Consider the following 23,844-nt stretch of genomic DNA (forward strand, 5'->3'; position numbering starts at 1 on the left):
AGGCGGCGGGCCCGGCCGATATCGCCCAGCCGGCGCACCACCTCCGGCGCCGGCGGCTGCCCGTTGCGCCGCAGGAACGCCACGTACCAGAAGCAGCGGACCACGACCTGCGGCCGCCCCAGCATCTCGCAGCCGACCTGGGCGGCGCTGCGCGGCGAGTACCCGGCCTCCCGCGCCGCGCGGGCGGCGTTGCCGTGATGCGCGAAGCACCAGGCGAAATTCTCCCAGCGCAGCGGCAGCCATTCCATCGCATCGGCCCGCATCCCGACCTCGCATGAAAAAGCCCGCCGCGGCGGGGCCGGGCGGGCGCAGTGGTTCGACTCTGCCTGAATTATGGCGTGCGACGCGGCCTCATGTCAAGAACAAAAGAGGAACATATGCGCTCCGGGCCGGTGCCGCAGGGGCGAGGTCCTTTCACAATGCCCGACCCCTCACCGTCATTGCGAGGAGGCGAAGCCGACGAAGCAATCCATCGATCCGCTCATGCCGCTGCATGGATTGCTTCCCCCGGCTCAGGGCCGGGGTCGCAATGACGGTGCTTGGATCCCGTGGCCCCGGCCGCCTTGCCCCGCTCACTCCCGGGGCGGCTCCCGGCCCTCGGCCTCCTTGGTCCGGATCGCGCTCAGGGCCGAGGCCACCAGCCCGGTGGGGATGGCGATGATGCCCAGCGCCACGAACAGCATCAGCACGGTGAACACCCGGCCGACCGCCGTCACCGGGTAGATGTCGCCATAGCCGACGGTGGTCAGCGTCACCGCGGCCCACCACATCGCGTCGAACACCGAGGCGAAGGCCTCCGGCTGGGCGTCGTGCTCGAACTGGAAGATGACGAGCGCGCAGACATAGAGGACGATCAGCGCCGCCACGCCGAAGACGATGACCTCCTCCTTCACCACGCGCCAGGCGGCGGCCAGGCGGTCGATGGCGCTGGTGTAGCGGGCCAGCTTCAAGAGCCGCACCAGGCGCAGCAGCCGCAGCGCCCGGACGGCGCGCAGGTCGATGCCGATGCCGATGAAGGCCAGGCCGAGATAGAAGGGGGCGATCGCCAGCAGGTCGACGATGCCGAAGAAGCTGCGCGCATAGGCGCCCGGGGCGGGGGCGGTGGCGAGGCGCAGGACGTATTCGAGCGTGAACACCGCGACGACGACGATCTCGGAGACGGCGAGCGCCGCCGCGGCCCAGCCCGGCAGGTGGGGCAGGGTCTCGACCCCCATCTCCAGGGCGGAATAGAGGATCAGCGCGTGCAGCCCCAGCTCGACCCGATGCCCCAGCCCGGGATGCCGGCCGTCGAGGGCGGTGCGAACATGCTTTCGCCAGTCCATGGTGGGGGCTCCGGGGTGGGTTCTTGTTTAGAATGATGCCTGACCGGTTGGCTGCCGCGTTGAGTATTGCGGGGCTATACGAGCCAGGCACTCTGTGACATCCTATATGGATAAATTTTCTCAGGTATTCTGGTATATTTTATCAATTCCATATCCCCAGGCCAGCTTGTTGCTAGGTGGTTCAGCCGCATTGTGGCCGGGGTGGGGAGCCTCGAAGTGACCAAGGCAAAGGAAACGGAATTGCTGCGTTCGCAGCGTTCGCTATTCGATGACGCAGACGTCCCGATCGGACTCGATGAATATCAGCAATTTACCGTCCGGACCGATCGGAACGATCGGCCTGGAACGGAAGGATTGGGCTTCGTTCTTTTAGGACTCTTCGGTGAAATCGGCAGCTTGCTCAGCGCTCTGAAAAAGAAGCAGCGCGATAAAGACGCCTTTATCGCTTACCACGATACCGTTCTCGAGGAACTGGGTGACAGCCTGTGGTATTTCGCCAACACAGCGCTCCGCGCTGGTCTCCCACTATCCGTTATCGCCCAGCGCATGCCTGCAAAGCTTGACAACTGGGACTACCAGGGACGTGCAGGCGCAACGGCCTTCTCCGACCTGCAGCGTGCAAACAAGCACTTTGCAGGTCCGATGGTCACGGCAGCGGTCGAGCACCGGCTACTCGCTCTTGCGGGCAAGGTCGGCCACCTTCTTGAGGACTGGAGCAGTGGCCGTATCGCCGTTAATCGGGACGTGCTCTCTGCCGATCTCGTCGAAATTTTTCGCGCGCTGCTAGCGGCAGCGGACGATGCCGAGGTCAGCCTCGATGAAGCCGCTCGTCGCAATATTGTTAAGACGCTCGGCCGTTGGCCTGATGAACCGGACTGGGGCCCTTTGTTCGATGCAGACTATCCACCCGAGGAACAGTTTCCCTCTAGGATGACCATGGTGTTCAAAGAGCACACGGTGGGTGGGCGTCCGTACGTTGTACAGCAGATGAATGGCGTAAATATTGGTAGCCGGCTAACCGACAACCGGCATGAGCCAGATGACTACCGCTTCCACGACGTCTTTCATTTGGCGTTTGCAGCCATTCTCGGATGGTCACCAACGCTTAGGGGGCTCCTAAAGTTAAAAAGGAAAAGCCGTCCGGATATCGACGAGAACGAGGATGGGGCACGGGCAAGCATCATCGAAGAGGGTATCTCAACCTGGATTTTCAACCATGGCGCCCGGAATGCCGACTTCCGCAACACCAATAGCCTTGACTATGGCCTACTCAAAGCGGTCCATGAGTTGGTTCGCGGCTATGAGGTTGAGGCGCGCCCCCTTTGGCAATGGGAACGCGCAATTCTTGAAGGCTTCCGTGTTTTTAGGGAGCTGCGCCACCATCGCGGCGGTGCAGTCAAGATCGACCTAGAGCGCCGTACTATAGAGTACGAGCCCATCCAATGACCAGTGTCAATGTATCTGTCGAAGCGTTCGTTAATCGTCTGGCCGACCTTCGCTTCGATGACGTCTTCAATCCTTACGCTGACGCCTGCCACTATCACGATGAAGCTAATGCGCCTGCCATCCGCCGTCGCAATCTCTCGCTTGTACTAGAAGCGGCGTTGAGCAGCGGCGTAGACTCGCTGTGGATCGCCCGTGATCTGGGATATCGGGGCGGACGCCGAACCGGATTGGCTCTAACCGACGAGGCGCACTTGGCGGCGCATGCTCGGTTGTTCAGCGCACCGCCACTCGTCCGTGCCACCAGAGGGCCTGCGATCACAGAGCGTACCGCGACGGTCATTTGGCAGGCCCTGGGGACCATACGGCGGCCCATCTTCCTTTGGAATGTGTTTCCGCTGCATCCACACGAGCGGAACGATCCCATGTCAAATCGTCCGCATTCCCGCCTGGAGCGGCAGGCTTGCCGCCCGATTCTAATGTGGCTTCTCGACCATCTTCAACCAAAGTCCATCCTGGCGATCGGTCGAGATGCGCAACAAGCACTCGCCGACCTCGATGTGAAATCGCTGCAGGTCCGGCATCCTAGCTATGGTGGGCAGACGGAGTTCCTCAGCGGCACCTACGCTCACTACGGCCTCAAGCAGCCCCCTCAACCCGAAACCAATTGGCTGATCTAACCTCATGCGGCTTTCAAGGTCGGGTCGGCTAGAATCTGGGAGCATAGGGTGTGGAGTTCCTTTAAGTCTGCTCGCGTTCCGTTGCCAATGTCGATCTCGGCGTGCGTTGACAGTATTGATAACGGTCCGACCGTAACGCCGACTTCGTTTGCAACAAACTGCATTAGGCGGCCGAGGCCAACCAGATTTCCAAGCAGTTTCTCCGTGTAATAATGGTTTCGATAAACTGCCGAGAGCAGAAGTCTCTGGTCTCGGTCAAGCTTGAAGCTCAGAAAGCTCAGGCACTGTCCGCCACGTGGTCGCCCCTCAGCGTCCTTTATCGGATTGTAGATGGGCAATTCGTATATATTGCGATAAGGTCTCCCCCCATCGATATTCCGTTTCATTTTCCTAACTAACTTGTCGAGCAAATTTACCGTGCCATCTGAAGTTGGATAGGCAATCATACGCTCGAAGTAGCGCCCCCAGTCCTGAGTCGAACGCTTCAGTTTCGGAAATACCTTCTTGATATAGATATCGTAGAATTCGGGGGCGCCGTGGGCTTCGTAGGTAGCTTGAGGAAAAATGGTATTGGCAACCGTGCGCACGAGGAAGCCAGTATCAGTATGTGCATTTAGATAGGCATCTAGCGCAGAAATCACCGCTTGGTCTCGCGCGGACAAGGTAACGGGATCCTCAATATCGACAACTACATGATGCGCTTCATGCCCCGGAAGAGCTTCCACAACGCGGGAAGCCGCGAGCCAGGCAGTGGCACAGCTAGGCTGCGAGATCCGTTCCGGGAACATCCATGTCCTCCGTAAGTAAGGCGACCCGCGTCAGCCGGGGCGCGATGAAGGTTTCGGGCAGCCAAGCGTGCCCATCCAGGCCCCATTCGGTGCCCCAGCTATTGCGGATGAGAATGATCCGCTCCGTTCCGATGACGCCGTGCCCGACGGCAATCACCGCGTGGCGCCGAAGCGGGTCAGGTCCCTCGGCAGCCGGTGCAACCACCAACCCCTGTGCGTTTGGCATGTAGAAGGCATCTGAAATCATCATCAAGACCACGGCCGGTCGGCCCGCATCGAGTTGAGCAATGATCTCATCCACGGCTTCTGGTCGGGGTTCACCGTCACGCCGAAACACCTTGGCCTGCGTCGGGGGACCGTAATTGTCGAGATTGGCTGGGAGGGAGTCTAAATATGGCCAGTCCTCTTCGACAGGCTGCCCGTCAGTTCTCAGCGCGGTCAGCATGTAAGTCAGCGACGCGCCGGAAAATGGCGACCGGCCGGCTCGACGCTGTGCATGATAGAACACGAATTCACAGGAGAGCGGACTCCAAGGCGCTCGCAGTGCCGCATGCGCGTCGCTTGCGGCGAACGCCAGGCAGGTGGGGCGCGAGCCCTGGTCCCGAACTGGGCCGAACCGAGCCCGAAGGTCATTAAGGATCGTCAGCGCCATCACGCGGCCTCGAGTGTCCGGCGATGCTGTTGTCGCTGGTCTCTATACCAACCTTGCAATTCAGCCCCGGCGAGGTTGTACTGAACGGTAAAGGTGTTTAATGGCTTCATCGGCTGCCAAGCTCGTGCCTCGGTCAGCCTCAATTCGCCTGCTCGGCGATCCAGGGCCGCCGTCGTTATGCGCCGTAAAGTTGGGCCGCCTATGCCTTCGGTGTCGATCTCCTCGCGTCCATCCGCCACAACGGTTAGAGCCTCGCCGTCGATTGTCTCGACGCGCCACAAATAGCCTGATCCGCTGTGTTCGGGTAGGCAGACCACAACTAAATCGCCCGGTCCACCATCGATCCGCATGTCGGCATCGCGGTCGGTGATGAGCCAAACGTCGCCGCGATAGTTTTCGGGCTCATAACCTCTCAGGATCTCCTGCTTGATCCGCTTCACCTGTAGTGCTGCCATAGAGCGAGCGGTGGCGCGGTCGAATACGTCGTAGCGGTGCAACGTCCAGACCGTGGCTCCGAAACTGGTGCCGACGCGTAGTGCCAATTGATAGACCTTTACTGGGTCGGATAGATTGCCAATTGTCCAATCTTGTCGCTCGCAGTGCCAAGCCAAGAGCCATCGTGGGAGAAGAAAGGCGGCTGCAAATGCTTCGGCCTCGACCTCTTGGAGGTTATCACCAGTGCGGGTTTGGAATGGCGCTCGGCGTAGGATGCTTTCATCGTCTAGACTAGGGTCGTGCCCGAGATAATGGTGGCCGAGTTCGTGAGCTGCAGTGAAGCGCTGTTGGTTCTGAGGTCTTTGCGTTGTGACCAATATCCCTGGTGAAGGTTCCTTTAAGTATACTCCAAGTAAGCCGTCCAGTTTTGTAAAGAAAAGAGGTACGCTAAGACGCGCAATCGCGTCGTATATGTCAACACGGCCTGCGCCGCGTATCGCTTTGGCCTGTATACCCAAGTCCCTGTGCAGCCGGGTAGCTTCTAGGGTGGCTCTACGAATAGCGACGGCGTAGTTCGCCATCACTTTGCTCCTGTAGCACGCATCTTCAGGAATTCTGCGAAACGACCCAGCTCCTCTCGGTCCTTTGGCGAAAGGGCAGCCGCTTGGCGGGCCAAGTGGGCTACGTCGGGGGGCAGTGTCGTGCCAGCGTCGTCCTTGTCTCCCGTGAAATGACTGACCGGTTGGCGATAGAGCTCAGCCAGCCGCTTCAATTCGAGCGCTTCGACCCTCCGCTGGCCTGACTCGATATTTGTGATCGCAGTGCGCGGTACTCTCAGGAAACTTGCTGCCTCATCTTGTGAATAGCCGACATATTCCCGAGCCTTCTTAAGCCTTTCGCCCAATCGCCGACGTTCAATTTCCCCATCGGAGAGTTCAGGTGCCGTCATGGTTTGTCTCCAGTGTGGTATCTATTCCACTTTGTTTCGACTCGACCCGTGACGTGCTTTACGGCTGCCGCGATCGACTCATAGCCCCCGGCTTTTACCACTGACTCTGTCACTTTAAAGGGCAGAATATCGTCGAGGCTGGACAAGAGCTCGACGACAGTGAGCGAGTCAATCTCGATGGCCAGGATTACGACTTGCTCATCATCCTTCGGTAGCGGATGGCCCTTGAGACGACATAGCTGCCGGACCGCAGCTAGCAGCACTTCCTGGAGCACAGCGGCAACATCGGCCGCCGGATAGGGCGGTACCGTCTTGATCAGTGGGGCAGTGACAGTCGCCATGGACTTCTCCTTAGCCTCATGCACATATATCACTGATTGTCCGAAAATCAAACACTGATTGTCCGCTTTAAAGACTGACTGTTGGAGAACGAGCGATGATCGTCGGAATTGGAACTGACATATGCGGCGCGGCCCGGGTCGCCGAGGCTATCGGACGGCGTGGACAAACTATTCTTGATAGGCTGTTCAGCGCCGCCGAGCAGGCCTTAGCCGTTCATCACAGAAGCCCCAACCAATTCTATGCAGGCCGCTTCGCGGCGAAAGAGGCCTGCGCAAAATCGCTGGGGACGGGGATCACAGACCGGGTGCGTTGGACAGATATTGAGATCCTCGCTCGGCGCTCGGGGCAGCCATACTGCGAACTCTCCGGTGGCGCGGCTAGACGCGCGAAGCGCTTAGTTGGTAAGGGCTTCGTGCCCAAACTGCATGTATCAATCGCTCATGATGGAGAGTTCGCGCAAGCGCTGGTAATACTTGAAGCGTGGCTCCAGGTAAGTGAGCGGGTTATACGGTTCGAGAGCCCCAGCAAGACTTGATTCTTTAGATTCAAAATGCCTATCGATGCGCCGGCACGCTAACTACGTGGCGCGGTCGCTCCATGTAGTTAGCTATTGTCAGATGAGTAGTAGCCAACAAGACCCATCTTCACGTGACGATCGTGAGGGAGAGAGCACCTCTAACTACCCCCTCACCCCACCTGCTCCGCATGATGGCACGCCACCATCCGCCCATCCACCGGCCGCAGCTCCGGCCGGTCCTGGCTGCACAGATCGGTCGCGTAGGGGCACCGGCGGTGGAAGGCGCAGCCGGGGGGCGGGTTCAGGGGCGAGGGCAGCTCGCCCTTCAGCACCACGCGCTCGGCCCGCCTGGCCTGGTCGACGAAGGGCGTCGAGGCCAAGAGCGCCTTGGTGTAGGGGTGGCGCGGATGGCGGAAGATCGCCTCCTTCGTGCCATGCTCCACCGGCCGGCCCAGATACATCACCACCAGGTCGTCGGCGATGTGCTCCACCACCGACAGGCCGTGGCTGATGAACAGATAGGCCAGGCCGAACTCCTCCTGCAGGTCCATCAGCAGGTTCAGCACCTGGGCCTGGATCGACACGTCCAGCGCCGACACCGGCTCGTCCGCCACCACCACCTTCGGCCGCAGCATCAGCGCCCGGGCGATGGCGATGCGCTGGCGCTGCCCGCCCGAGAACATGTGCGGGTAGCGGTCGTAATGCTCCGGCCGCAGCCCGACCTTCGACAGCATCGCCTCGGCCGCCTGCCGCCGCTCCGGCGCCTTCAGGGCGGTGTTGATCTTCAGCGGCTCCTCCAGGATCGCGCCCACCTTCTTGCGCGGGTTCAGCGAGCCGTAGGGGTCCTGGAACACGATCTGCACCGCGCTGCGCAGTTTGCGGCGCTGGGCGCTGTCGGCGGTGGCCACCGGGATGCCGTCGATGGTCAGCTCGCCGCCGGTCGGCGGCTCGATCATGGTGACGACGCGGGCGAGGGTGGACTTGCCGCAGCCACTCTCGCCGACCACGGCGAGGGTCTTGCCCGCCTCCAGCGAGAACGACATTTCGGTCAGGGCGCGCAGCGTCTGCGCCGGCTTGAAGGGCGAGGTCCTGACCTCGTAGAAGCGGCTCAGCTGCCGCGCCTCGACGACCGGGGTCTGGGCCCGGGCGGTGGCCGGGGCGGGGGAGCTCGCGGGGAAATCGGCGGGGGCGTTCACGAACGCGCCTCCTGCTGGGTGGTGCTCAAGGGGTTGAAGCAGCGCGTGCGCCCGTCCCGGTCGGGCGTCAGGTCCGGGTGCTGGGCCCGGCAGCGGTCCAGCACGTTGCGGCAGCGCGGGTTGAACAGGCAGCCGGCCGGCCGGTCATAGGGGCCGGGCACCACGCCGGGAATGGTCGGCAGCCGCCGATGGCCGGTGCTGCGCTCCGGCAGCGCCTCCAGGAGGGCGCCGGTATAGGGGTGGCGCGGGCGGCCGAACAGCCCGCCGACCATGCGCTCCTCCACCAGCTCGCCGGCATACATCACGTTGACGCGCTGCGCCGTCTCCGCCACCACGCCCATGTCGTGGGTGATGAGGACGAGGGCCATGCCCTGGTCGCGCTGCAGGTCGGCCAGGAGCTGCAGGATCTGCGCCTGGATGGTGACGTCCAGCGCCGTGGTCGGCTCGTCGGCGATCAGCAGCTTCGGCCGGCAGGCGATCGCCATGGCGATCATCACCCGCTGGTTCATGCCGCCCGACAGCTGGTGCGGGAAGCTGTCGATCCGCGTCTCCGGCGCCGGGATGCCGACCTGGGCCAAGAGCTGGATGGTGCGGTCGCGCCGGGCGCGACGGCTGCCGCCCTCATGCACCTTCAGCGCCTCCATGATCTGGAAGCCGACGGTGAAGCAGGGGTTCAGGCTGGTCATCGGCTCCTGGAAGATCATCGCCATGTCCTTGCCGATGATCTTGCGGCGCTGGCGCGGCGACAGCTTCAGCAGGTCGTGGCCGTCGAAGGCCAGGTGGTCGGCCGTGACCTTGCCGGGGAAGGCCACCAGCCCCATCAGCGCCAGCATGGTCACCGACTTGCCGGAGCCGGATTCGCCGACGATGCCCAGGATCTCGCCGGGGTCGATGGTGAGGTCGAGGCCGGAGACGGCGCGGAACGATCCCTTGCCGGCCGGGAACTCGACCGTCAGGTTGCGGATGTCGAGCAGGGCCATGTCAGCGCTTCAGCTTCGGGTCGAGGGCGTCGCGCAGGCCGTCGCCCAGCAGGTTGAAGGCCAGCACCGTGATCAGGATGGCGAGGCCGGGGAAGGTCACCACCCACCAGGCGCGCTGCAGGAACTGCAGGGAGGAGGCGAGCATGGTGCCCCATTCCGGCGTCGGCGGCTGGGCGCCGAGGCCGAGGAAGCCGAGCGCCGCGGCGTCGAGGATGGCGGAGGAGAAGCCGAGCGTCGCCTGCACGATCAGGGGGGCGACGCAGTTCGGCAGGATGGTGGCGAACATCAGGCGCAGCGTGCCGGCGCCGGCGACGCGGGAGGCGGTGACGTAGGGCCGGCGGATCTGGCTCAAGACCGCGGCGCGCATCAGGCGGGAGTAGTGGGGCAGGGTGACGATCGACACCGCGATCATGGCGTTGACCAGCCCGGGCCCGAGGATCGCCACCACCACGATCGCCAAGAGCAGGCTGGGCAGCGCCAGCATGATGTCGAGGAGCCGCATCACAATGGTGTCGACCAGCCCGCCGAAGAAGCCGGCGGCCAGGCCCAGCAGCAGGCCCATGGCCAGCGACAGCGTGACCACGATCACGCCGATGAACAGCGACAGCCGGGCGCCGTGGATCAGGCGCGAGAGGATGTCGCGGCCGATGTCGTCGGTGCCGAGCGGATAGGCCAGGCTGCCGCCGTCCTGCCAGAAGGGCGGCACCAGGAAGGCGGCGCGGTCCTGGTCGATCGGCGAATGCGGCGCCAGCACGTCGGCGAAGATCGCGACCAGGATGATCAGCCCGATCACCACCAGCCCGCCGAGCGCGCCGCGGTTGACGCTGAAGGACCGCCAGAATTCGAGGAAGGGGCCGGGCGGCTTCGACACCGAGGCCGGGGTCGGGGCATAGGTCGTCATCACCGGGTCGCCGGCGATGAACGGCGCGTTGGGGTCGGGGCTTGTGCTCATCGGCTTACTTCACGTGCCGGATGCGGGGATCGAGCAGGCCGTAGGCCAGGTCGACCAGCAGATTGACGACGATCACGAGTGTCGCGACCAGCAGGATGCCACCCTGCAGCGTCGGGTAGTCGCGGCGGTTGATGGCGTCGACCAGCCATTTGCCGACGCCGGGCCAGGAGAACACGGTCTCGGTCAGGATGGCGCCGCCGAGCAGCGTGCCGACCTGCAGGCCGATCACGGTGACCACCGGGATCAGCGCGTTGCGCAGGGCGTGCAGCCCGATCACGCGGCGGACGCCCAGGCCCTTGGCCCGGGCGGTGCGGATGTAGTCCTCGCTCAGCACCTCGAGCATGGCCGAGCGGGTCATGCGCGCGATCACCGCGAGCGGGATGGTGCCGAGCACGACGGTCGGCAGGATCAGGCTGCGCACGGCGGAGAGGAAGGCGCCCTTCTCGTCCGACATCAGGCTGTCGATCAGCATGAAGCCGGTCTTCGGCTCGACGAACACCATCGCCGAGATCCGGCCGGAGACCGGGGTCCAGCCCAGCCCGACCGAGAAGATCAGGATCAGCAGCAGCCCCCACCAGAAGATCGGCATCGAATAGCCGACCAGGCTGACGCCCATGATGCCGTGGTCGACCGGGGATGACCGGTTGGTCGCGGCCAGGATGCCGGCGGGGATGCCGAAGATCACGGCGAAGATCATGGCGCAGATGCCGAGCTCGATCGTCGCCGGGAACAGCTTCAGGAACTCGCTCAGCACCGGCCGCCGCGTGGTGGTCGAGGCGCCGAGGTCGCCCTGCAGCACCTGGCCGATATAGCTGACGAACTGGACCGTGACCGGCCGGTCGAGGCCCATCTCGTGCATCAGCTCGGCATGGCGCTCGGGCGTGATGCCGCGCTCGCCCGCCCGCACCTGCACGGGGTCGCCGGGCACGGCCCGGATCAGGAAGAAGCTGAGGGCGGTGATCCCCAGGAAGGCGATCACCGCCATGGCGATGCGGGTCAGGATGAAGCGGAACATGGTCTCGTGCCCGGGAAAAGACGCGGGCGGAGGAGCATCCCCCTGCTCCCCCGCCCGGCTCCCCCTTACCTCGTGTTACTCGGTGATGTCGACGCCGCTGAAGTCGTGGCGGCCGAACGGGCTGACCTTGTAGCCCACGACCTCCTTGCGGGTCGGCTCGAAGACCACCGAATGCGCGATCGGCAGCCACGGCGCCTGGTCATGGAAGATCACCTGCGCCTGCTCGTACAGCTTGGTGCGCTCGGCCTGGTCGCTGATCGACTTGGCCTTCTTGATCAGCGCCTCGAAATCCTTGTCGCACCACTTGGCGATGTTCGAGCCGCCCTCACGCGCGGCATCGCAGCCCAAGAGGTTGTTCAGGAAGTTGTCCGGGTCGCCGTTGTCGCCGGTCCAGCCCAGCTGCGCCATCTGGTGCTCGCCGGCCTGGGCGCGCTTGCGGTACTCGCCCCACTCGTAGCTGACGATCTTGGTCTTGATCCCCAGCTTGGCCAGGTCGGCCTGCATCAGCTCGGCGATGCGCTGGGCGTTCGGGTTGTAGGGCCGCTGCACCGGCATCGCCCACAGGTCGCTCTCGAAGCCGTTCGGGTAGCCGGCATCGGCCAGCAGCTTCTTCGCGGCCTCGGGGTCGTACTTATAGTCCTGGACGCTGTCGTTGTAGGACCAGATGGTCGGCGGGATCGGGTTCTTCGCCGGCTGGCCCGCGCCCTGGTACACGGCGTCGAGAATGGCCTGCTTGTTGATGGCCATGTTGACGGCCTGGCGCACGCGGACGTCGTCGAACGGCTTCTTGGTGACGTTGAAGGCCAGGTATCCGGTGTTCAGGCCCGGCTGGGTCAGCACGTTCAGCGCCGGATCCTTCTGCATCGCCGGCACGTCGGCCGGGTTCGGATACGGCATCACGTGGCACTCGCCGGCCTTCAGCTTGGCGTAGCGCACCGCGGCGTCCGGAGTGATGGCGAAGACCAGGTTGTCGATCTTCTCCTTGCCGCTCCAGGCCTGGTCGAAGGCCTTGTAGCGGATCAGCGCGTCCGGCTGGTACTGCACGAACTGGAAGGAGCCGGTGCCGATCGGCACCTGGTCGACCTGCTCCGGCGTGCCGGCCTTCATCATCGCATCGGCATATTCGGCCGACAGGATCGACGAGAATTCCATGGCCAGGTCGGCCAGGAACGGCGCTTCCGGCTTGGTCAGGGTGAACTTGACCGTGTGGTCGTCGACCTTGTCGATCGACTTCAGCAGGTCGGGGAAGCCCATGTCGTTGAAATAGTCGTACGACCCGCCGGAGACCTTGTGGTACGGGCTGTCCTCCTTCCACATCCGGTTGAAGGTGAACAGCACGTCGTCCGCGTTGAAGTCGCGGGTCGGGGTGAACTTGTCGTTCGAATGCCACTTCACCCCCTTGCGGAGGTGGAAGGTGTAGACCGTGCCGTCATCCGAGATGTCCCAGGATTCCGCCAGGCCGGGCTCGGTCTTGGTGGAGCCCTTCACGAACTCGACCAGATGGTCGTAGATCGGGCCCGACGCGTCGAAGCTGGTGCCCGTGGTGTTGATCTGCGGATTGAAATTCTCCGGGCTGCCCTCGGAGCAATAGACGAGCGTCTTGGCCTCGGCGGACACCGCCGCCCCCGCGACGAGGACAAGCGCCATCGCCGTGGCGGACAAAAAGCGGGACATGAAACTCTCCCCTCTGGTGATCCTTCGGTCTGGGCTTGCCGCATAGCTGTATTGCCCAAACCGTGGGTTGCAGGGGATTACCGCAAGGGGCGGGGGTGATGTCAACTGGCCGGTTATGTCTGGCAAAACCGAATCGCTTCCCAGGATAGGCCCGCCCTGCGAGCGGCGTGCCGGGCGACCCGGCGGATCGAAACCGGTGAGGCGCCAAAAGGAAACGGACGGGACAGCACAGTGCCGCCGCCCCGTCCGTTTGTTGCTTTCGCCGCCGGCTTACTCGGCGATGTCGACACCGCGGAAATCGTGCAGCCCGACCGGGATGATCTTGTAGCCGGTGACCTCCTTGCGGATCGGCTCGTAGACCACCGAATGGGCGATCGGCAGCCACGGCGCCTGGTCGTGGAAGATCACCTGCGCCTGCTCGTACAGCTTGGTGCGCTCGGCCTGGTCGGCGGTGGCTTTGGCCTTCTGGATCAGGTCCTCGAAGCCCTTGTCGCACCACTTGGCGATATTGCTGCCGCCCTCGCGCGCGGCATCGCAGCCCAGCAGGTTGGCGAAGAAGTTGTCCGGGTCGCCGTTGTCGCCCGACCAGCCCATCTGCGCCATCTGGTGCTCGCCGGCCTGGGTGCGCTTGCGGTACTCGCCCCACTCGTAGGAGACGATCTTGGTCTTGATCCCGACCTTGGCCAGGTCGGCCTGCATCAGCTCGGCGATGCGCTGGGCGTTCGGGTTGTAGGGGCGCTGCACCGGCATCGCCCACAGGTCGCTCTCGAAGCCGTTGGCGTAGCCAGCATCGGCCAGCAGCTTCTTCGCGGCCTCCGGATCGTACTTATAGTCCTGGATGCTGTCGTTGTAGGACCAGATGGTCGGCGGGATCGGGTTCTTCGCCGCCTGGCCGGTGCCCTGGTACACCGCCTCCAGGATCGCCTGCTTGTTCACCGCCATGTTGACGGCCTGGCGCACGCGGACGTCGTCGAACGGCTTCTTGGTGACGTTGAAGGCCAGGTAGCCGGTGTTCAGGCCGGGCTGGCTCAGCACGTTCAGGTTCGGGTCCTTCTGCATCGCCGGCAGGTCGGCCGGGTTCGGATACGGCATCACGTGGCACTCGCCGGCCTGCAGCTTGGCGTAGCGCACCGCCGCGTCCGGGGTGATGGCGAAGACCAGGTTGTCGATCTTCTCGCGCCCGCTCCAGGCCTGGTCGAAGGCCTTGTAGCGGATCAGCGCATCCGGCTGGTACTGCACGAACTGGAACGGGCCGGTGCCGATCGGCACCTGGTCGACCTGCTCCGGCGTGCCGGCCTTCATCATCGCATCGGCGTACTCGGCCGACAGGATCGACGCGAAGTTCATCGCCATGTTGGCGATGAAGGGCGCCTCCGGCTTGTTCAGGGTGAACTTGACCGTGTAGTCGTCGACCTTGTCGATCGACTTCAGCAGCGCCGGCATGCCCATGTCGCCGAAATAGTCGTACGACCCGCCGGAGACCTTGTGGTACGGGCTGTCGTCCTTCCACATCCGGTTGAAGGAGAACAGCACGTCGTCGGCGTCGAAGTCGCGCGTCGGGGCGAAATTCTCGTTGGAGTGGAACTTGACGCCCTTGCGCAGATGGAAGGTGTAGACGGTGCCGTCGTCGGACACGTCCCAGGACTCGGCCAGGGCCGGCACGACCTTGGTGGTGCCTTTCTCGAAGGCCACCAGCCCGTCATAGACCGGCAGCGCCGCGTCGAAGCTGGTGCCGGTGGTGTTGATCTGCGGGTTGAAGTTCTCCGGGCTGCCCTCGGAGCAATAGACCAGCGTCTTGGCCTCGGCCGACGCCGCCATCCCCGCGGCGAGGGCCAGCGCCATCGCCGTGGCGGACAGGAAGCGGGACATGGGGTTCTCTCCCTAAAGCGGTCGGGCGCCGATCGCGGCGCCCAGGTTGCGGGGATTACCGCAACCTGGGGGTGCGCTGTCAATCGGTGCCCGGCAACCCGCTCGTCGCCACAGTCTCGGATGAGACCGGCAGGCATAAAGTCCGTCGCATTTGACGCGACTCGCGCGGAACGACACCGTCACTGCGAGTGCAGCGGAGCAATCCAGGGGCCGGCGCGCACCGGCCCCTGGATTGCTTCGCCGGCTTCGCCTCCTCGCAATGACGGAGGAAAAGGGCAGTCAGCCCTATTCCTGAATATCGACGCCCCGGAAGTCGTGGATCCGCACCGGGGTGATGACATAGTTCAGCACCTCCTTGCGGATCGCCTGGTACTCGACCGAATGGGCGATCGGCAGCCACGGCGCCTGGTCGTGGAAGATGACCTGCGCCTGCTCGTACAGCCTGGTGCGCTCGGCCTGGTCGGCGGTGACCTTGGCCTTCATGATCAGGTCGTTGAAGCCCTTGTCGCACCATTTGGCGACGTTGCCGCCGCCCTGCCGCGCCGCGTCGCAGCCCAGCAGGTTGTTGAAGAAATTGTCCGGGTCGCCATTGTCGCCGCCCCAGCCGAACTGCGCCATCTGGTGCTCGCCGTCCTGGGCGCGCTTGCGGTACTCGCCCCATTCATAGGAGACGATCTTGGCCCGGATCCCGACCTTGGCCAGGTCGGCCTGCATCAGCTCGGCGATGCGCTGGGCGTTCGGGTTGTAGGGCCGCTGCACCGGCATCGCCCAGAGATCGGTGTCGAAGCCGTCGGCCAGGCCGGCCTCGGCCAGAAGCTTCTTCGCCGCCTCGGGGTCGTACTTATAGTCCTGGACGCTGTCGTTGTAGGACCAGATGGTCGGCGGGATCGGGTTCTTCGCCGCCTGGCCCGCGCCCAGATAGACGGCGTCGAGGATCGCCTGCTTGTTCACCGCCATGTTGATGGCGCGCCGGACACGGACGTCGTCGAACGGCTTCCTGGTGACATTGAAGGCCAGATAGCCGGTGTTCAGCCCCGGCTGGCTGACCACCGTCACCGCCGGGTCCTTCTGCATCGTCGCCAGGTCCGCCGGGTTCGGCGACGGGATCACCTGGCACTCATTGGCCTTCAGCTTGGCGTAGCGGACCGAGGAATCCGGCGTGATGGCGAAGACCAGCGTGTCGATCTTCTCACGGCCGCTCCAGGCCTGGTCGAAGGCCTTGTAGCGGATGATCGCGTCCGGCAGGTACTGCACGAAGCGGAACGGCCCGGTGCCGATCGGCACCTGGTCGACATCCTCCGGCGTGCCGGCCTTCATCATCGCGTCGGCATATTCGGCCGACAGGATCTGGGCGAAGTTCATCGCCATGTCGGCCAGGAACGGCGCCTCCGGCCGGGTCAGGGTGAACTTCACCGTGGTGTCGTCGACCTTGTCGATCGCCTTCAGCAGCGCCGGCATCCCCATGTCGCCGAAGTAGTCGTAGGAGCCGCCGGAGACCTTGTGATAGGGGCTGTCCTCCTTCCACATCCGGTTGAACGAGAACAGCACGTCGTCGGCATTGAAGTCGCGGGTCGGCGTGAAGTTCTCGTTCGAATGCCACTTCACCCCCTTGCGCAGATGGAAGGTGTAGACGGTGCCGTCGTCGGACACGTCCCAGGATTCGGCCAGGGCCGGCACCACCTTGGTGCCGCCGCGCTCGAACGCCACCAGCCCGTCATAGACCGGGACAGAGGCGTCGAGGCTGGTGCCGGTGGTGTTGATCTGCGGGTTGAAGTTCTCCGGGCTGCCCTCGGAGCAGTAGACCAGCGTCTTGGCCTCGGCCGACCCGGCCGCCAGGACCAGCGCCAGCGCCGTGGCGCTCAGGAAACGGGACATGAGGCTCTCCCTGTTATGGTTCGTGGTCTGGTCAGAATTCTGGTTTCGCGTTGCCTCCCCCGCCGGATGCGGGAGAGGTCGGGCGCTCGCAGGGCGGCCGGGTGAGGGCTGGTCCTGGCCTCGACGAAATCCGCTCACCCGGAGCCGCTTCGCGTCTCCGGCCCCTCCCGCAAGCGGGAGAGGCAACACGCTCGCTCAAGCCGCCCGGTCGGGATACAGGCCAGCCAGGCCCTCGCGGCTGGCGGGGCAGACGCCGCGCTCGGTGATCAGGCCGGTGACGTAGCGCGCCGGGGTCACGTCGAAGGCCCAGTTCGCGGCGGCGCTGCCCTCCGGCAGGATGCCGACCGTCTCGATCCGGCCATCCGCGGTGCGGCCGGTGATGTGGCTCAGCTCGCGCGGGTCGCGCTGCTCGATCTCGATGCCGCGGATACCGTCGGTCAGGGTCCAGTCGATCGTGGTGTAGGGCAGGGCGACATAGAACGGCACGCCGTTGTCATGCGCCGCCAGCGCCTTCAGATAGGTGCCGATCTTGTTGCAGACATCGCCGGTGGCGGTGGTGCGGTCGGTGCCGACGATGCACAGATCGATCAGGCCGTGCTGCATCAGATGGCCGCCGACATTGTCGGCGATCACGGTGTGCGGCACGCCGTGACGGCCCAGCTCGAAGGCGGTGATGCTGGCGCCCTGGTTGCGCGGCCGGGTCTCGTCGACCCAGACATGCACCGGCACTCCGCTGTCATGCGCCATGTAGATCGGTGCGAGGGCGGTGCCCCAGTCGACCGTTGCCAGCCAGCCGGCGTTGCAATGGGTCAGCACGTTCAGGCGCTCGGGCCGGCCCTTCCTCTCCCAGATCTCGCGGAACACGGCCAGGCCGTGCTCGCCGATGGCGCGGCAGGTGGCGACGTCGTCGTCGCAGATCTCGGCGGCGCGGCGATAGGCGGCGGCGGCGCGCTCCGCCGGCTTCAGGGCCGCGACCCGGCCGCGCACGTCGTCCAGCGCCCAGCGCAGATTGACCGCGGTCGGGCGGGTGGCCAGGAGGCGATCATAGGCGCCGGCCAGGGCGGCGTCGGACGAGTCGGCGCGCAGCGCCAGCGCCAGGCCGTAGGCGCCGGTGGCGCCGATCAGCGGCGCGCCGCGCACCTGCATGCTGCGGATGGCGTGGGCCGCCTGGTCCTCGCTCTCCAGCACCACCGTTTCGAAGCCGTGCGGCAGCTTCGTCTGATCGATGATCACCACCCGCCAGCCATCCTCGGCCGGCCAGATGGTGCGGTAGGACTTGCCGTCGATCTTCATGGCTCAACCCTCGCGGAAGACGGTCTCGGCCGCGTGGCGCAGATCGGCCGGGCCGGTGAAGCGGTCGCGTTCGACCAGGAAGGCGCGGGCCAGGCGCAGCGCCTTGGTCTCGCATGCGGCGCGCACATCCGGGTCGGCGATGGTCTCGAGGTCGGCGACATGGGCCAGGCCCAGGATGCGGCGGACCATCTTGGCGCCGGCGAAGCCGACCGTGTCGCGGAACAGCCGGGCCATGACGGCCTTGCGGTGGGCGTCCAGCGCCACGGCGCCGTCGCCATCGGCGAACAGTTCGCGGGTGAAGGCATCGCCGGTGTTCTCGGCCCGCCACAGCTCCAGGAAGCGCTTGTGGAAGCCCACCCAGATCGCCTCGGCCTGGACCAGCAGCCAGCTGCGGTAGTCGGCGCGGTCATCGGTGGCCGTGGCGTGTCCCGCCTGGGCAAAATACGCCAGGAAGAAATTGGCCAGCAGGGCGCCGACATCGAAGCCCATCGGGCCGTAGAAGGCGAATTCCGGGTCGATGGCGCGGCTGTCCGCCTCGGTCACCATGATCGACCCGGTGTGCAGATCGCCATGCACCAGCGCCTCGGCCCGGGTCAGGAAGGCCCATTTCAGCTCCTGCACCGCCACCTTGGCGGCGGCGTCGGCGCGGAACTCGGCGGCGATGCCGTCCAGTTGCGGCGAGGTCCAGCGGTTCAGCTTCGCGATCCGGTAGGGATCGGTGAACACCAGGTCCTCGGTGATCCTGCACAGGGCCGTGTTGCCGCAGAACGGCGCCATCTTCGCCTTCTTCGCCGCTGCCGGGGCGTGCAGGTCGGAGGTCTTGAACAGGGTCTGGGCCAGGAACTCCGCCATATGCCCGGCCAGCAGCGGATAGCGGATGCCGGCGATCAGCCCCTTGCGCAGGATGATGTGCGGCGTCAGCCATTCCATCACGATCAGCGCCATGGCCGGGTCGAAATGGTGCAGCTTCGGTATGAGGTGGGGCACATGGCTCGCCTGCTCCGACAGCGCATGCCATTCGTACCAGGCGCGGTCCAGCGGCAGCGGCCAGCTGTCGCCGACCAGCCGGACATAGGGCAGGGCCTGCTTGACCACGAGGCCGCCGGCGGCGCCGCGGACGATGAAAACGAGGTTCAGGTTGCCGTCGCCGACCTCGGTGACCTGCCAGCCGGCCGGGTCGCCGCCCAGCGCGTCGCGGATCGCGGGCAGGCCGGCCAGATAGGGGCGGATCGACGCCTCGTCCAGCGGCCGGTAGTCCGGCCCGCCGGTCAGCCGGCTCTCCTGCGCCTCGCCCATTCGACTGCCTCCGCCCCAATCTTGCTCTTGGACGGGGCGGAGTGTCCGAAGCCGGCTCCCCCGCTGTCAAGCGCGGCCGGTTGCGGGCGCGCCCCGATCGGTGCGATGCAGGGACAAGCGAAGGGGAGGAGAGCGATGCAGACCGTTCCTCACAACCCGACCGAGGGCATCTATCCGGCGACGCCGGACTACATCCATGCGCTGGAGGTGCGGCAGCCGAACCGCATCCTCTATGTCGCCGGCACCATGGGCCTCGACGCGCAGGGCGTGCCCGGCAAGACGCTGGAGCAGCAGCTGGAGCTGATCTGGTCGAACATCCGCACGATCCTGGCCAGCGCCGGGATGACCATGCGCAACATCGTCCGGATCACCAGCTATCTGCGCGACGCGTCCTATGCCGAGGCCAACCAGGCCGCCCGCATCGCCGCGCTGGACGGCCATGTGGTGCCGACCACGGCGCTGGTGGCGCAGACGCTGTCGCCGGACTGGCTGGTGGAGATCGAGGTGATCGCCGCCGCCTGAGAGACCGTTCGGAAGCGCTACTGGCGCGGCCGTCTGATGGCGGTTTCTGCGCTTCCGGTGCTCACGGACTCAAACGTCCGTTGCGCGCCGGTTCTCGAAACCACGACCAGCCGACTCACGCCAGCGCGTTTCCAAACGGTCTCTGGGCGTCCTGCTCCTCGCGCTCGATCCGCCGCCACAGCGCCCGGATCATGTCCTTCAGCAGCAGCGCCTCCTGCCAGCGATCGGACAGCTCGGCGCCGTCCGGGCCGGTCATGGCGTATTCCTTGGGGCCGAGCTCGCACAGGAAGGTCAGGGTCGCGTCCGGCGGGGCGCGGCGGCGCCACGACCGGAAGCCGTACTCCCACCAGCCCATGAACAGGTCCAGCCAGTCGCGGTGATGCGGGAAGCTGATCTGCAGCTGGATCTGCTCCCGGCTGGCGACCCGCCCGTGAAAGGCCCAGGCGTTGTCGAGGATGCGGTGGATCAGCGCGTGGTTCTCGGCGCTGACCGGCCAGGCGAACTCCCGCCCCAGCAGGTAGTGCGACAGGTCCGCGGTCAGGCGCAGATCGGGGAAGCGATCCAGCAGGTGCAGGGTGGTGATCAGGTCCGTGGTCATCCGATCCCGATGGGTCTCGACATAGACCGGCACGCCCGCCCCCGCCGCCAGGCGCTGCCAGCCCTCGATAAAGGGGAAGCAATCCTCCAGCCGGTAGGGCCGCACATCCGGCTGCAGGTTCACATGGTCGGCCCCCAGCGCCCGCACCCGGTCGAGGATCGGGCGCAGATCCTCGACCGTGGCGGGGTAGCATTGGGCCTGCCAGGCAAGGCCGTGGTGGCGCAGGAAGCCCGTCACCTGCCGGGCATAGGCATCGTCGGCGAAGCGGACGCCCGCCCCGTCGAAGCCGGCGTCGCGGATCATGGCGAGCTTCCGGTCGAGCGGCCATTCGAAGCCGTCGGGATGGCGGCGCTCCATCGCCCAAAGCGACTGAAGGACCAGCAAGCGTTGGGCCATGGAGCGTTTCCCTTTCTGCGGGATGCGGCCGGCGCTACGCCGTCGGCCGGGCCGCGGCGGCGACGGGCGGGCGGTCCGGCCGTCTTTCGTCCGCCGTCGAATAGTCCTTCCGCAGGTCGCTCTCATGCGTCTCCGGTCCCCACCACACGGCGGCGACGGTGATCAGAGACAGCACGATGACGTAGAGTGCGACGCCCCAGGGCGCGCCGTCGAACCAGATCACCAGCATCGCCGACAGGGCAGGGGCGGGGCCGCCGGCCAGGATCGACCCCAGCTCGCGCGCGAAGGCGAAGCCGCTGAACCGCAGCCGCGGGCCGAACAGCTCGGCGAAATAGGCCGCCTGCGGCCCGAACATGGCGCCGCCGCCGATGCCCATGATCAGGACGAATGCCAGCACGATGGTGGTGGTGTCGCCGGTGTTCAGCATCATGAAGAACGGCACGGCGAAGATCGCCGAGAACAGCGCCCCGCCGATATAGACCGGCCGCCGGCCGACCTTGTCCGACAGCCAGCCGAAGAACAGGATGCCGAAGATCTCGACGAAGTTGCCGCCGAACACGCCCAGCAGCGCCACGTCGCGCGGCAGGTGCAGGGTGTTGATGATGTAGCTGAGGCCGAAGACCGGAAATAGGTAGCCCAGGCCGTTCTCGGCCATGCGCGCCCCGACCACCACCGCGAAGTTGCGCGGGTGGCGGCGCAGCGCGGCCAGGGCCGGCGCCCGGATTGGCGGCTGCTTCTCCTGCGTCTCCTCGAAGACCGGCGTCTCGCCGATCCGCATGCGGATGAACACGCCGAAGCCCAGCAGCAGCACGCTGACCAGGAACGGGATGCGCCAGCCCCAGGCCAGCAGGTCCTCATGCGGCAGCAGGGTGACCAGCCCGAACACGCCGGCGGCCAGCAGGTTGCCGACGGTCACGCCCATCGGCGCGAAGCTGCCGAAGAAGCCGCGCCGGCCTTCGGGTGCGTATTCCACCGCCAGCAATACGGCGCCGCCATATTCGGCGCCGGCCCCCAGCCCCTGCAGCAGCCGCATCAGCACCAGCAGCAGCGGCGCCCACAGCCCGATCTGGTCATAGGTCGGCAGCAGGCCGATCAGGAAGGTGCTGCCGCCCACCATCAGGATGGTGATGACCAGCACCGGCTTTCGCCCCCAGCGGTCGCCGAGATGGCCGAACAGCAGGCCGCCGAAGGGCCGGGCCAGGAAGCCCACGCCGAAGGTCGCCAGCGACACCAGCATGCCGGTGCTGGGGTCGAATTTCGGGAAGAACAGCTCGCCGAACACCAGGGCGGCGGCGGTGCCGTAGATGAAGAAATCGTACCATTCGAGCGCCGAGCCCACGGCCGCGGCGAGCATGACCGGCGTCAACGGGCGCTTCGCGCCCGCCGCCTGCGGGGTCGCATTTCCCATAAGGCGTCCTCTCCCTTGATCCGGCTTGGGCCGGTTATTGATCATTCGCGCCGCCCGGCCCCCACCCGGAGGCGGAGGCCGGGGGCCGGCTCAGGCCGCGGTCTTGCGGTCGGCGAAGTAGCGCGACTTGGCCGTGGTCTGGTTCTCGTAGATCGAGCCCTGGCGCGGCGCCGGCGGCAGCGGCATGCGCACCGGCACATCGGCCAGGCGCGGCCGGGTGGTCGGCTCGCCGGCCACGATGCGGCTGTCGAAGGCCGCCAGGTCCGGCACGCCCGACAACGGCCAGGCGTCGGACGCAGCGAACTCGTACAGCAGCAGCGCGCGCGGCTTGTCCGAGGTGTTCTGGGCCGAGCCGTGCACGGCCCGGACATGGTGGAAGCTCATCGACCCGGCGCGGCCGACCGCCGGCACGGCGCGGCTGAAGTCCAGGCCGCAGGCCTCGGGATCCATGGCGCCGCAGAAATAGCCATCGGAATGGTGGTCATAGACCGGGCCGCGATGGGTGTCGGGCAGCACCAGCATCGCCCCGTTCTCGACCGTGCAGTCGTCGAGCATGACGCCGACGGCCAGGATGTCGTCATTGGTGTGCGGGTAGAAGGCCCAGTCCTGGTGCCATTCGACCGGCGACCCGAACTGCGGCGATTTCAGGTTGATCTTCGACCCGTGCAGCCGGACCCCCGGGCCCAGCAGCGCCTGCAGGATCGACACCAGCCGGGGCGACCGGGCGATGTCCCAGAACAGCGGGTGGTGCTTGTGCGGCGTCTTGATGCGCCGGACCCGCGGCGCGTCGGCCGTATGTCCCGGCTCCAGGTCGTAGACGTCGGTGTGGGCGGTGACCGCACGCGAGCCCTCGATGAGCTCGGCGACCACCCGCCGCGCCTCGGCCAGCTGCGCCGCGTCCAGTACGTCCTCGACCACCAGCACCCCGTCCCTGCGATACGCAGCGACCTCCTCATCCTTGATCATGGCGTTTCTCCCTTGGGGTTCGGTAGCGCTACCGTGATGTGACGGTAGCGCTACCGCATGGAGTCGTCAACGCTCTCGGCCGGCTTGCAAATCGCAGCGGCTTCGCTTCAAGGTCTGCGCCATGCGAGACGAGACAGCAGCGAAGCCGGGCCGGAAGCCACGCATCGAGGATGTGGCGGCGCTGGCGGGCACCTCACCGATGACGGTGTCGCGCGCCCTGCGCGGCGAGGGGCGGGTGTCGCCGGAGACGCTGGCGCGGATCAACGCCGCGGTCGAGGCGCTGGGCTATGTGCCCAACCTGTCGGCCAGCAGCCTGGCCTCGCGCCGCAGCGGCATCCTGGCGGTGCTGGTGCCGACCATCGGCAACTCGGTCTTCTCCGAGACCGTGCGCGGCGTCGCCGATGCGGCCGAGGCGGCGGGCCTGCACCTGCTGATCGGCGACTACGCCTATTCCGACGACAAGCGCCACCAGCTGGTGCGCGCCCTGGTCGGGCGCCGGCCGGACGCGCTGGTGCTGGTCGGCGCGGTGCAGGACGAGGCGGCGCGCACGCTGCTGCGCCAGCACGGTGTACCGGTGGTCGAGACCTGGGAGCTGTCGGACGACCCGGTCGACATGGCCGTCGGCTTCTCCAATTTCGCGGCGGGCGTCGAGGTGGCGCGGCACCTGGCCGGCGGC

The 23,844-nt window shown here is 65.7% G+C and carries 24 protein-coding genes; 5 read left to right on the top strand and 19 right to left on the bottom strand.

Annotated elements, in window-relative coordinates; translation table 11 throughout:
- The coding region (locus P409_RS37740; RefSeq protein ID WP_034831942.1) for a terminase small subunit at positions 1–263 on the bottom strand (263 nt) is incomplete at its 3' end.
- A 309-nt stretch (positions 264–572) separates the two neighbouring features.
- Complete coding sequence (locus P409_RS03890; protein ID WP_081991224.1) at positions 573–1,322, bottom strand: ion transporter; 750 nt, start codon at positions 1,320–1,322, stop codon at positions 573–575.
- A 216-nt stretch (positions 1,323–1,538) separates the two neighbouring features.
- On the opposite strand from P409_RS03890, the gene P409_RS37745 reads away from it, so the two are divergent.
- Both P409_RS37745 and P409_RS36890 read left to right on the top strand, forming a co-directional pair.
- A complete protein-coding gene (locus P409_RS37745) occupies positions 1,539–2,768 on the top strand; it encodes a nucleoside triphosphate pyrophosphohydrolase family protein (RefSeq protein ID WP_152613230.1) in 1,230 nt (409 codons plus the stop codon).
- Positions 2,765–3,445: a uracil-DNA glycosylase gene (locus P409_RS36890; protein WP_081991226.1), complete on the top strand. Its 681-nt coding sequence runs from the start codon at positions 2,765–2,767 to the stop codon at positions 3,443–3,445. The genes P409_RS37745 and P409_RS36890 overlap by 4 nt, the downstream gene beginning before the upstream one ends.
- Before the next feature lie 2 nt (positions 3,446–3,447).
- Here P409_RS36890 and P409_RS37750 read toward each other — a convergent pair whose 3' ends face one another.
- The 5 genes from P409_RS37750 to P409_RS37755 are packed head-to-tail and all read right to left on the bottom strand — an operon-like array spanning position 3,448 to position 6,610.
- Positions 3,448–4,233 carry a hypothetical protein gene (locus tag P409_RS37750; protein WP_152613231.1) on the bottom strand — a complete coding sequence of 262 codons (786 nt, stop codon included), beginning with the start codon at positions 4,231–4,233 and terminating at the stop codon, positions 3,448–3,450.
- Positions 4,205–4,885, bottom strand: a complete 681-nt coding sequence (locus P409_RS03905) for a C1 family peptidase (protein ID WP_034831946.1) — start codon at positions 4,883–4,885, stop codon at positions 4,205–4,207. Before P409_RS03905 ends, P409_RS37750 begins: the two co-directional genes overlap by 29 nt.
- Positions 4,885–5,901 carry an ImmA/IrrE family metallo-endopeptidase gene (locus P409_RS36895; RefSeq protein ID WP_081991228.1) on the bottom strand — a complete coding sequence of 339 codons (1,017 nt, stop codon included), beginning with the start codon at positions 5,899–5,901 and terminating at the stop codon, positions 4,885–4,887. The genes P409_RS03905 and P409_RS36895 overlap by 1 nt, the downstream gene beginning before the upstream one ends.
- Positions 5,901–6,269: a helix-turn-helix domain-containing protein gene (locus P409_RS36900; RefSeq protein ID WP_081991230.1), complete on the bottom strand. Its 369-nt coding sequence runs from the start codon at positions 6,267–6,269 to the stop codon at positions 5,901–5,903. The genes P409_RS36895 and P409_RS36900 overlap by 1 nt, the downstream gene beginning before the upstream one ends.
- Entirely contained in the window at positions 6,266–6,610 is a 345-nt protein-coding gene (locus P409_RS37755) for a hypothetical protein (protein WP_152613232.1), read from the bottom strand. The genes P409_RS36900 and P409_RS37755 overlap by 4 nt, the downstream gene beginning before the upstream one ends.
- A gap of 95 nt (positions 6,611–6,705) precedes the next feature.
- Between P409_RS37755 and acpS the strand changes: the two genes are divergently transcribed.
- On the top strand, positions 6,706–7,146 hold the full coding sequence (gene acpS / locus P409_RS41480) for a holo-ACP synthase (RefSeq protein WP_081991232.1): 441 nt from the start codon (positions 6,706–6,708) through the stop codon (positions 7,144–7,146).
- A gap of 152 nt (positions 7,147–7,298) precedes the next feature.
- On the opposite strand, the gene P409_RS03910 is transcribed toward acpS, so the two are convergent.
- The 9 genes from P409_RS03910 to mtnK all read right to left on the bottom strand — a co-directional run bounded on the left by P409_RS03910 (position 7,299) and on the right by mtnK (position 19,278).
- Complete coding sequence (locus P409_RS03910; RefSeq protein WP_081991234.1) at positions 7,299–8,324, bottom strand: peptide ABC transporter ATP-binding protein; 1,026 nt, start codon at positions 8,322–8,324, stop codon at positions 7,299–7,301.
- The gene (locus P409_RS03915; protein WP_034831948.1) at positions 8,321–9,304 is read right to left on the bottom strand and encodes an ABC transporter ATP-binding protein; all 984 of its coding nucleotides are present in this window, start codon (positions 9,302–9,304) and stop codon (positions 8,321–8,323) included. The genes P409_RS03910 and P409_RS03915 overlap by 4 nt, the downstream gene beginning before the upstream one ends.
- A 1-nt stretch (position 9,305) precedes the next feature.
- On the bottom strand, positions 9,306–10,205 hold the full coding sequence (locus P409_RS03920) for an ABC transporter permease subunit (protein WP_034831976.1): 900 nt from the start codon (positions 10,203–10,205) through the stop codon (positions 9,306–9,308).
- A 55-nt stretch (positions 10,206–10,260) separates the two neighbouring features.
- Positions 10,261–11,271 (bottom strand): ABC transporter permease subunit, encoded by a 1,011-nt coding sequence (locus tag P409_RS03925; RefSeq protein WP_034831951.1) that lies wholly within the window; start codon positions 11,269–11,271, stop codon positions 10,261–10,263.
- A 75-nt stretch (positions 11,272–11,346) separates the two neighbouring features.
- Complete coding sequence (locus P409_RS03930) at positions 11,347–12,945, bottom strand: ABC transporter substrate-binding protein (RefSeq protein ID WP_034831953.1); 1,599 nt, start codon at positions 12,943–12,945, stop codon at positions 11,347–11,349.
- A gap of 270 nt (positions 12,946–13,215) precedes the next feature.
- On the bottom strand, positions 13,216–14,814 hold the full coding sequence (locus P409_RS03935) for an ABC transporter substrate-binding protein (protein ID WP_034831956.1): 1,599 nt from the start codon (positions 14,812–14,814) through the stop codon (positions 13,216–13,218).
- A gap of 285 nt (positions 14,815–15,099) precedes the next feature.
- Positions 15,100–16,689: an ABC transporter substrate-binding protein gene (locus P409_RS03940; RefSeq protein ID WP_034831958.1), complete on the bottom strand. Its 1,590-nt coding sequence runs from the start codon at positions 16,687–16,689 to the stop codon at positions 15,100–15,102.
- Between the two features lie 195 nt (positions 16,690–16,884).
- Positions 16,885–17,982 carry an S-methyl-5-thioribose-1-phosphate isomerase gene (gene mtnA, locus P409_RS03945; protein ID WP_034831960.1) on the bottom strand — a complete coding sequence of 366 codons (1,098 nt, stop codon included), beginning with the start codon at positions 17,980–17,982 and terminating at the stop codon, positions 16,885–16,887.
- 3 nt (positions 17,983–17,985) lie between these two features.
- On the bottom strand, positions 17,986–19,278 hold the full coding sequence (mtnK, locus tag P409_RS03950) for an S-methyl-5-thioribose kinase (protein ID WP_052120004.1): 1,293 nt from the start codon (positions 19,276–19,278) through the stop codon (positions 17,986–17,988).
- A gap of 135 nt (positions 19,279–19,413) precedes the next feature.
- Between mtnK and P409_RS03955 the strand changes: the two genes are divergently transcribed.
- On the top strand, positions 19,414–19,800 hold the full coding sequence (locus P409_RS03955) for a RidA family protein (protein WP_034831963.1): 387 nt from the start codon (positions 19,414–19,416) through the stop codon (positions 19,798–19,800).
- A gap of 115 nt (positions 19,801–19,915) precedes the next feature.
- Here the strand turns inward: P409_RS03955 and P409_RS03960 are convergent, their stop codons facing one another.
- From P409_RS03960 to P409_RS03970, 3 genes are all read right to left on the bottom strand, one after another.
- The gene (locus P409_RS03960; RefSeq protein WP_034831965.1) at positions 19,916–20,794 is read right to left on the bottom strand and encodes a sugar phosphate isomerase/epimerase family protein; all 879 of its coding nucleotides are present in this window, start codon (positions 20,792–20,794) and stop codon (positions 19,916–19,918) included.
- Between the two features lie 34 nt (positions 20,795–20,828).
- The gene (locus tag P409_RS03965; RefSeq protein WP_202964542.1) at positions 20,829–22,148 is read right to left on the bottom strand and encodes an MFS transporter; all 1,320 of its coding nucleotides are present in this window, start codon (positions 22,146–22,148) and stop codon (positions 20,829–20,831) included.
- 144 nt (positions 22,149–22,292) lie between these two features.
- Positions 22,293–23,168: a phytanoyl-CoA dioxygenase family protein gene (locus P409_RS03970; RefSeq protein ID WP_034831968.1), complete on the bottom strand. Its 876-nt coding sequence runs from the start codon at positions 23,166–23,168 to the stop codon at positions 22,293–22,295.
- 121 nt (positions 23,169–23,289) lie between these two features.
- Between P409_RS03970 and P409_RS03975 the strand changes: the two genes are divergently transcribed.
- On the top strand, positions 23,290–23,844 hold a 555-nt coding region (locus P409_RS03975), incomplete at its 3' end, for a LacI family DNA-binding transcriptional regulator (protein ID WP_034831984.1).

Origin of the sequence: Inquilinus limosus MP06 (genome assembly GCF_000767795.1) — a bacterium.
Taxonomy (GTDB): Bacteria; Pseudomonadota; Alphaproteobacteria; order DSM-16000; family Inquilinaceae; genus Inquilinus; species Inquilinus limosus_E.

Excerpts from the sequence above, each read along its gene's own strand:
- P409_RS03890 (WP_081991224.1), bottom strand. The coding sequence starts at position 1,322 with ATGGACTGGCGAAAGCATGTTCGCACCGCCCTCGACGGCCGGCATCCC.
- P409_RS36890 (WP_081991226.1), top strand. The coding sequence starts at position 2,765 with ATGACCAGTGTCAATGTATCTGTCGAAGCGTTCGTTAATCGTCTGGCC.
- P409_RS37750 (WP_152613231.1), bottom strand. The coding sequence starts at position 4,233 with ATGTTCCCGGAACGGATCTCGCAGCCTAGCTGTGCCACTGCCTGGCTC.
- P409_RS03905 (WP_034831946.1), bottom strand. The coding sequence starts at position 4,885 with ATGGCGCTGACGATCCTTAATGACCTTCGGGCTCGGTTCGGCCCAGTT.
- P409_RS36895 (WP_081991228.1), bottom strand. The coding sequence starts at position 5,901 with ATGGCGAACTACGCCGTCGCTATTCGTAGAGCCACCCTAGAAGCTACC.
- P409_RS36900 (WP_081991230.1), bottom strand. The coding sequence starts at position 6,269 with ATGACGGCACCTGAACTCTCCGATGGGGAAATTGAACGTCGGCGATTG.
- P409_RS37755 (WP_152613232.1), bottom strand. The coding sequence starts at position 6,610 with ATGGCGACTGTCACTGCCCCACTGATCAAGACGGTACCGCCCTATCCG.
- acpS (WP_081991232.1), top strand. The coding sequence starts at position 6,706 with ATGATCGTCGGAATTGGAACTGACATATGCGGCGCGGCCCGGGTCGCC.
- P409_RS03915 (WP_034831948.1), bottom strand. The coding sequence starts at position 9,304 with ATGGCCCTGCTCGACATCCGCAACCTGACGGTCGAGTTCCCGGCCGGC.
- P409_RS03920 (WP_034831976.1), bottom strand. The coding sequence starts at position 10,205 with ATGACGACCTATGCCCCGACCCCGGCCTCGGTGTCGAAGCCGCCCGGC.
- P409_RS03925 (WP_034831951.1), bottom strand. The coding sequence starts at position 11,271 with ATGTTCCGCTTCATCCTGACCCGCATCGCCATGGCGGTGATCGCCTTC.
- P409_RS03930 (WP_034831953.1), bottom strand. The coding sequence starts at position 12,945 with ATGTCCCGCTTTTTGTCCGCCACGGCGATGGCGCTTGTCCTCGTCGCG.
- P409_RS03935 (WP_034831956.1), bottom strand. The coding sequence starts at position 14,814 with ATGTCCCGCTTCCTGTCCGCCACGGCGATGGCGCTGGCCCTCGCCGCG.
- P409_RS03940 (WP_034831958.1), bottom strand. The coding sequence starts at position 16,689 with ATGTCCCGTTTCCTGAGCGCCACGGCGCTGGCGCTGGTCCTGGCGGCC.
- mtnA (WP_034831960.1), bottom strand. The coding sequence starts at position 17,982 with ATGAAGATCGACGGCAAGTCCTACCGCACCATCTGGCCGGCCGAGGAT.
- mtnK (WP_052120004.1), bottom strand. The coding sequence starts at position 19,278 with ATGGGCGAGGCGCAGGAGAGCCGGCTGACCGGCGGGCCGGACTACCGG.
- P409_RS03955 (WP_034831963.1), top strand. The coding sequence starts at position 19,414 with ATGCAGACCGTTCCTCACAACCCGACCGAGGGCATCTATCCGGCGACG.
- P409_RS03960 (WP_034831965.1), bottom strand. The coding sequence starts at position 20,794 with ATGGCCCAACGCTTGCTGGTCCTTCAGTCGCTTTGGGCGATGGAGCGC.
- P409_RS03965 (WP_202964542.1), bottom strand. The coding sequence starts at position 22,148 with ATGCTCGCCGCGGCCGTGGGCTCGGCGCTCGAATGGTACGATTTCTTC.
- P409_RS03970 (WP_034831968.1), bottom strand. The coding sequence starts at position 23,168 with ATGATCAAGGATGAGGAGGTCGCTGCGTATCGCAGGGACGGGGTGCTG.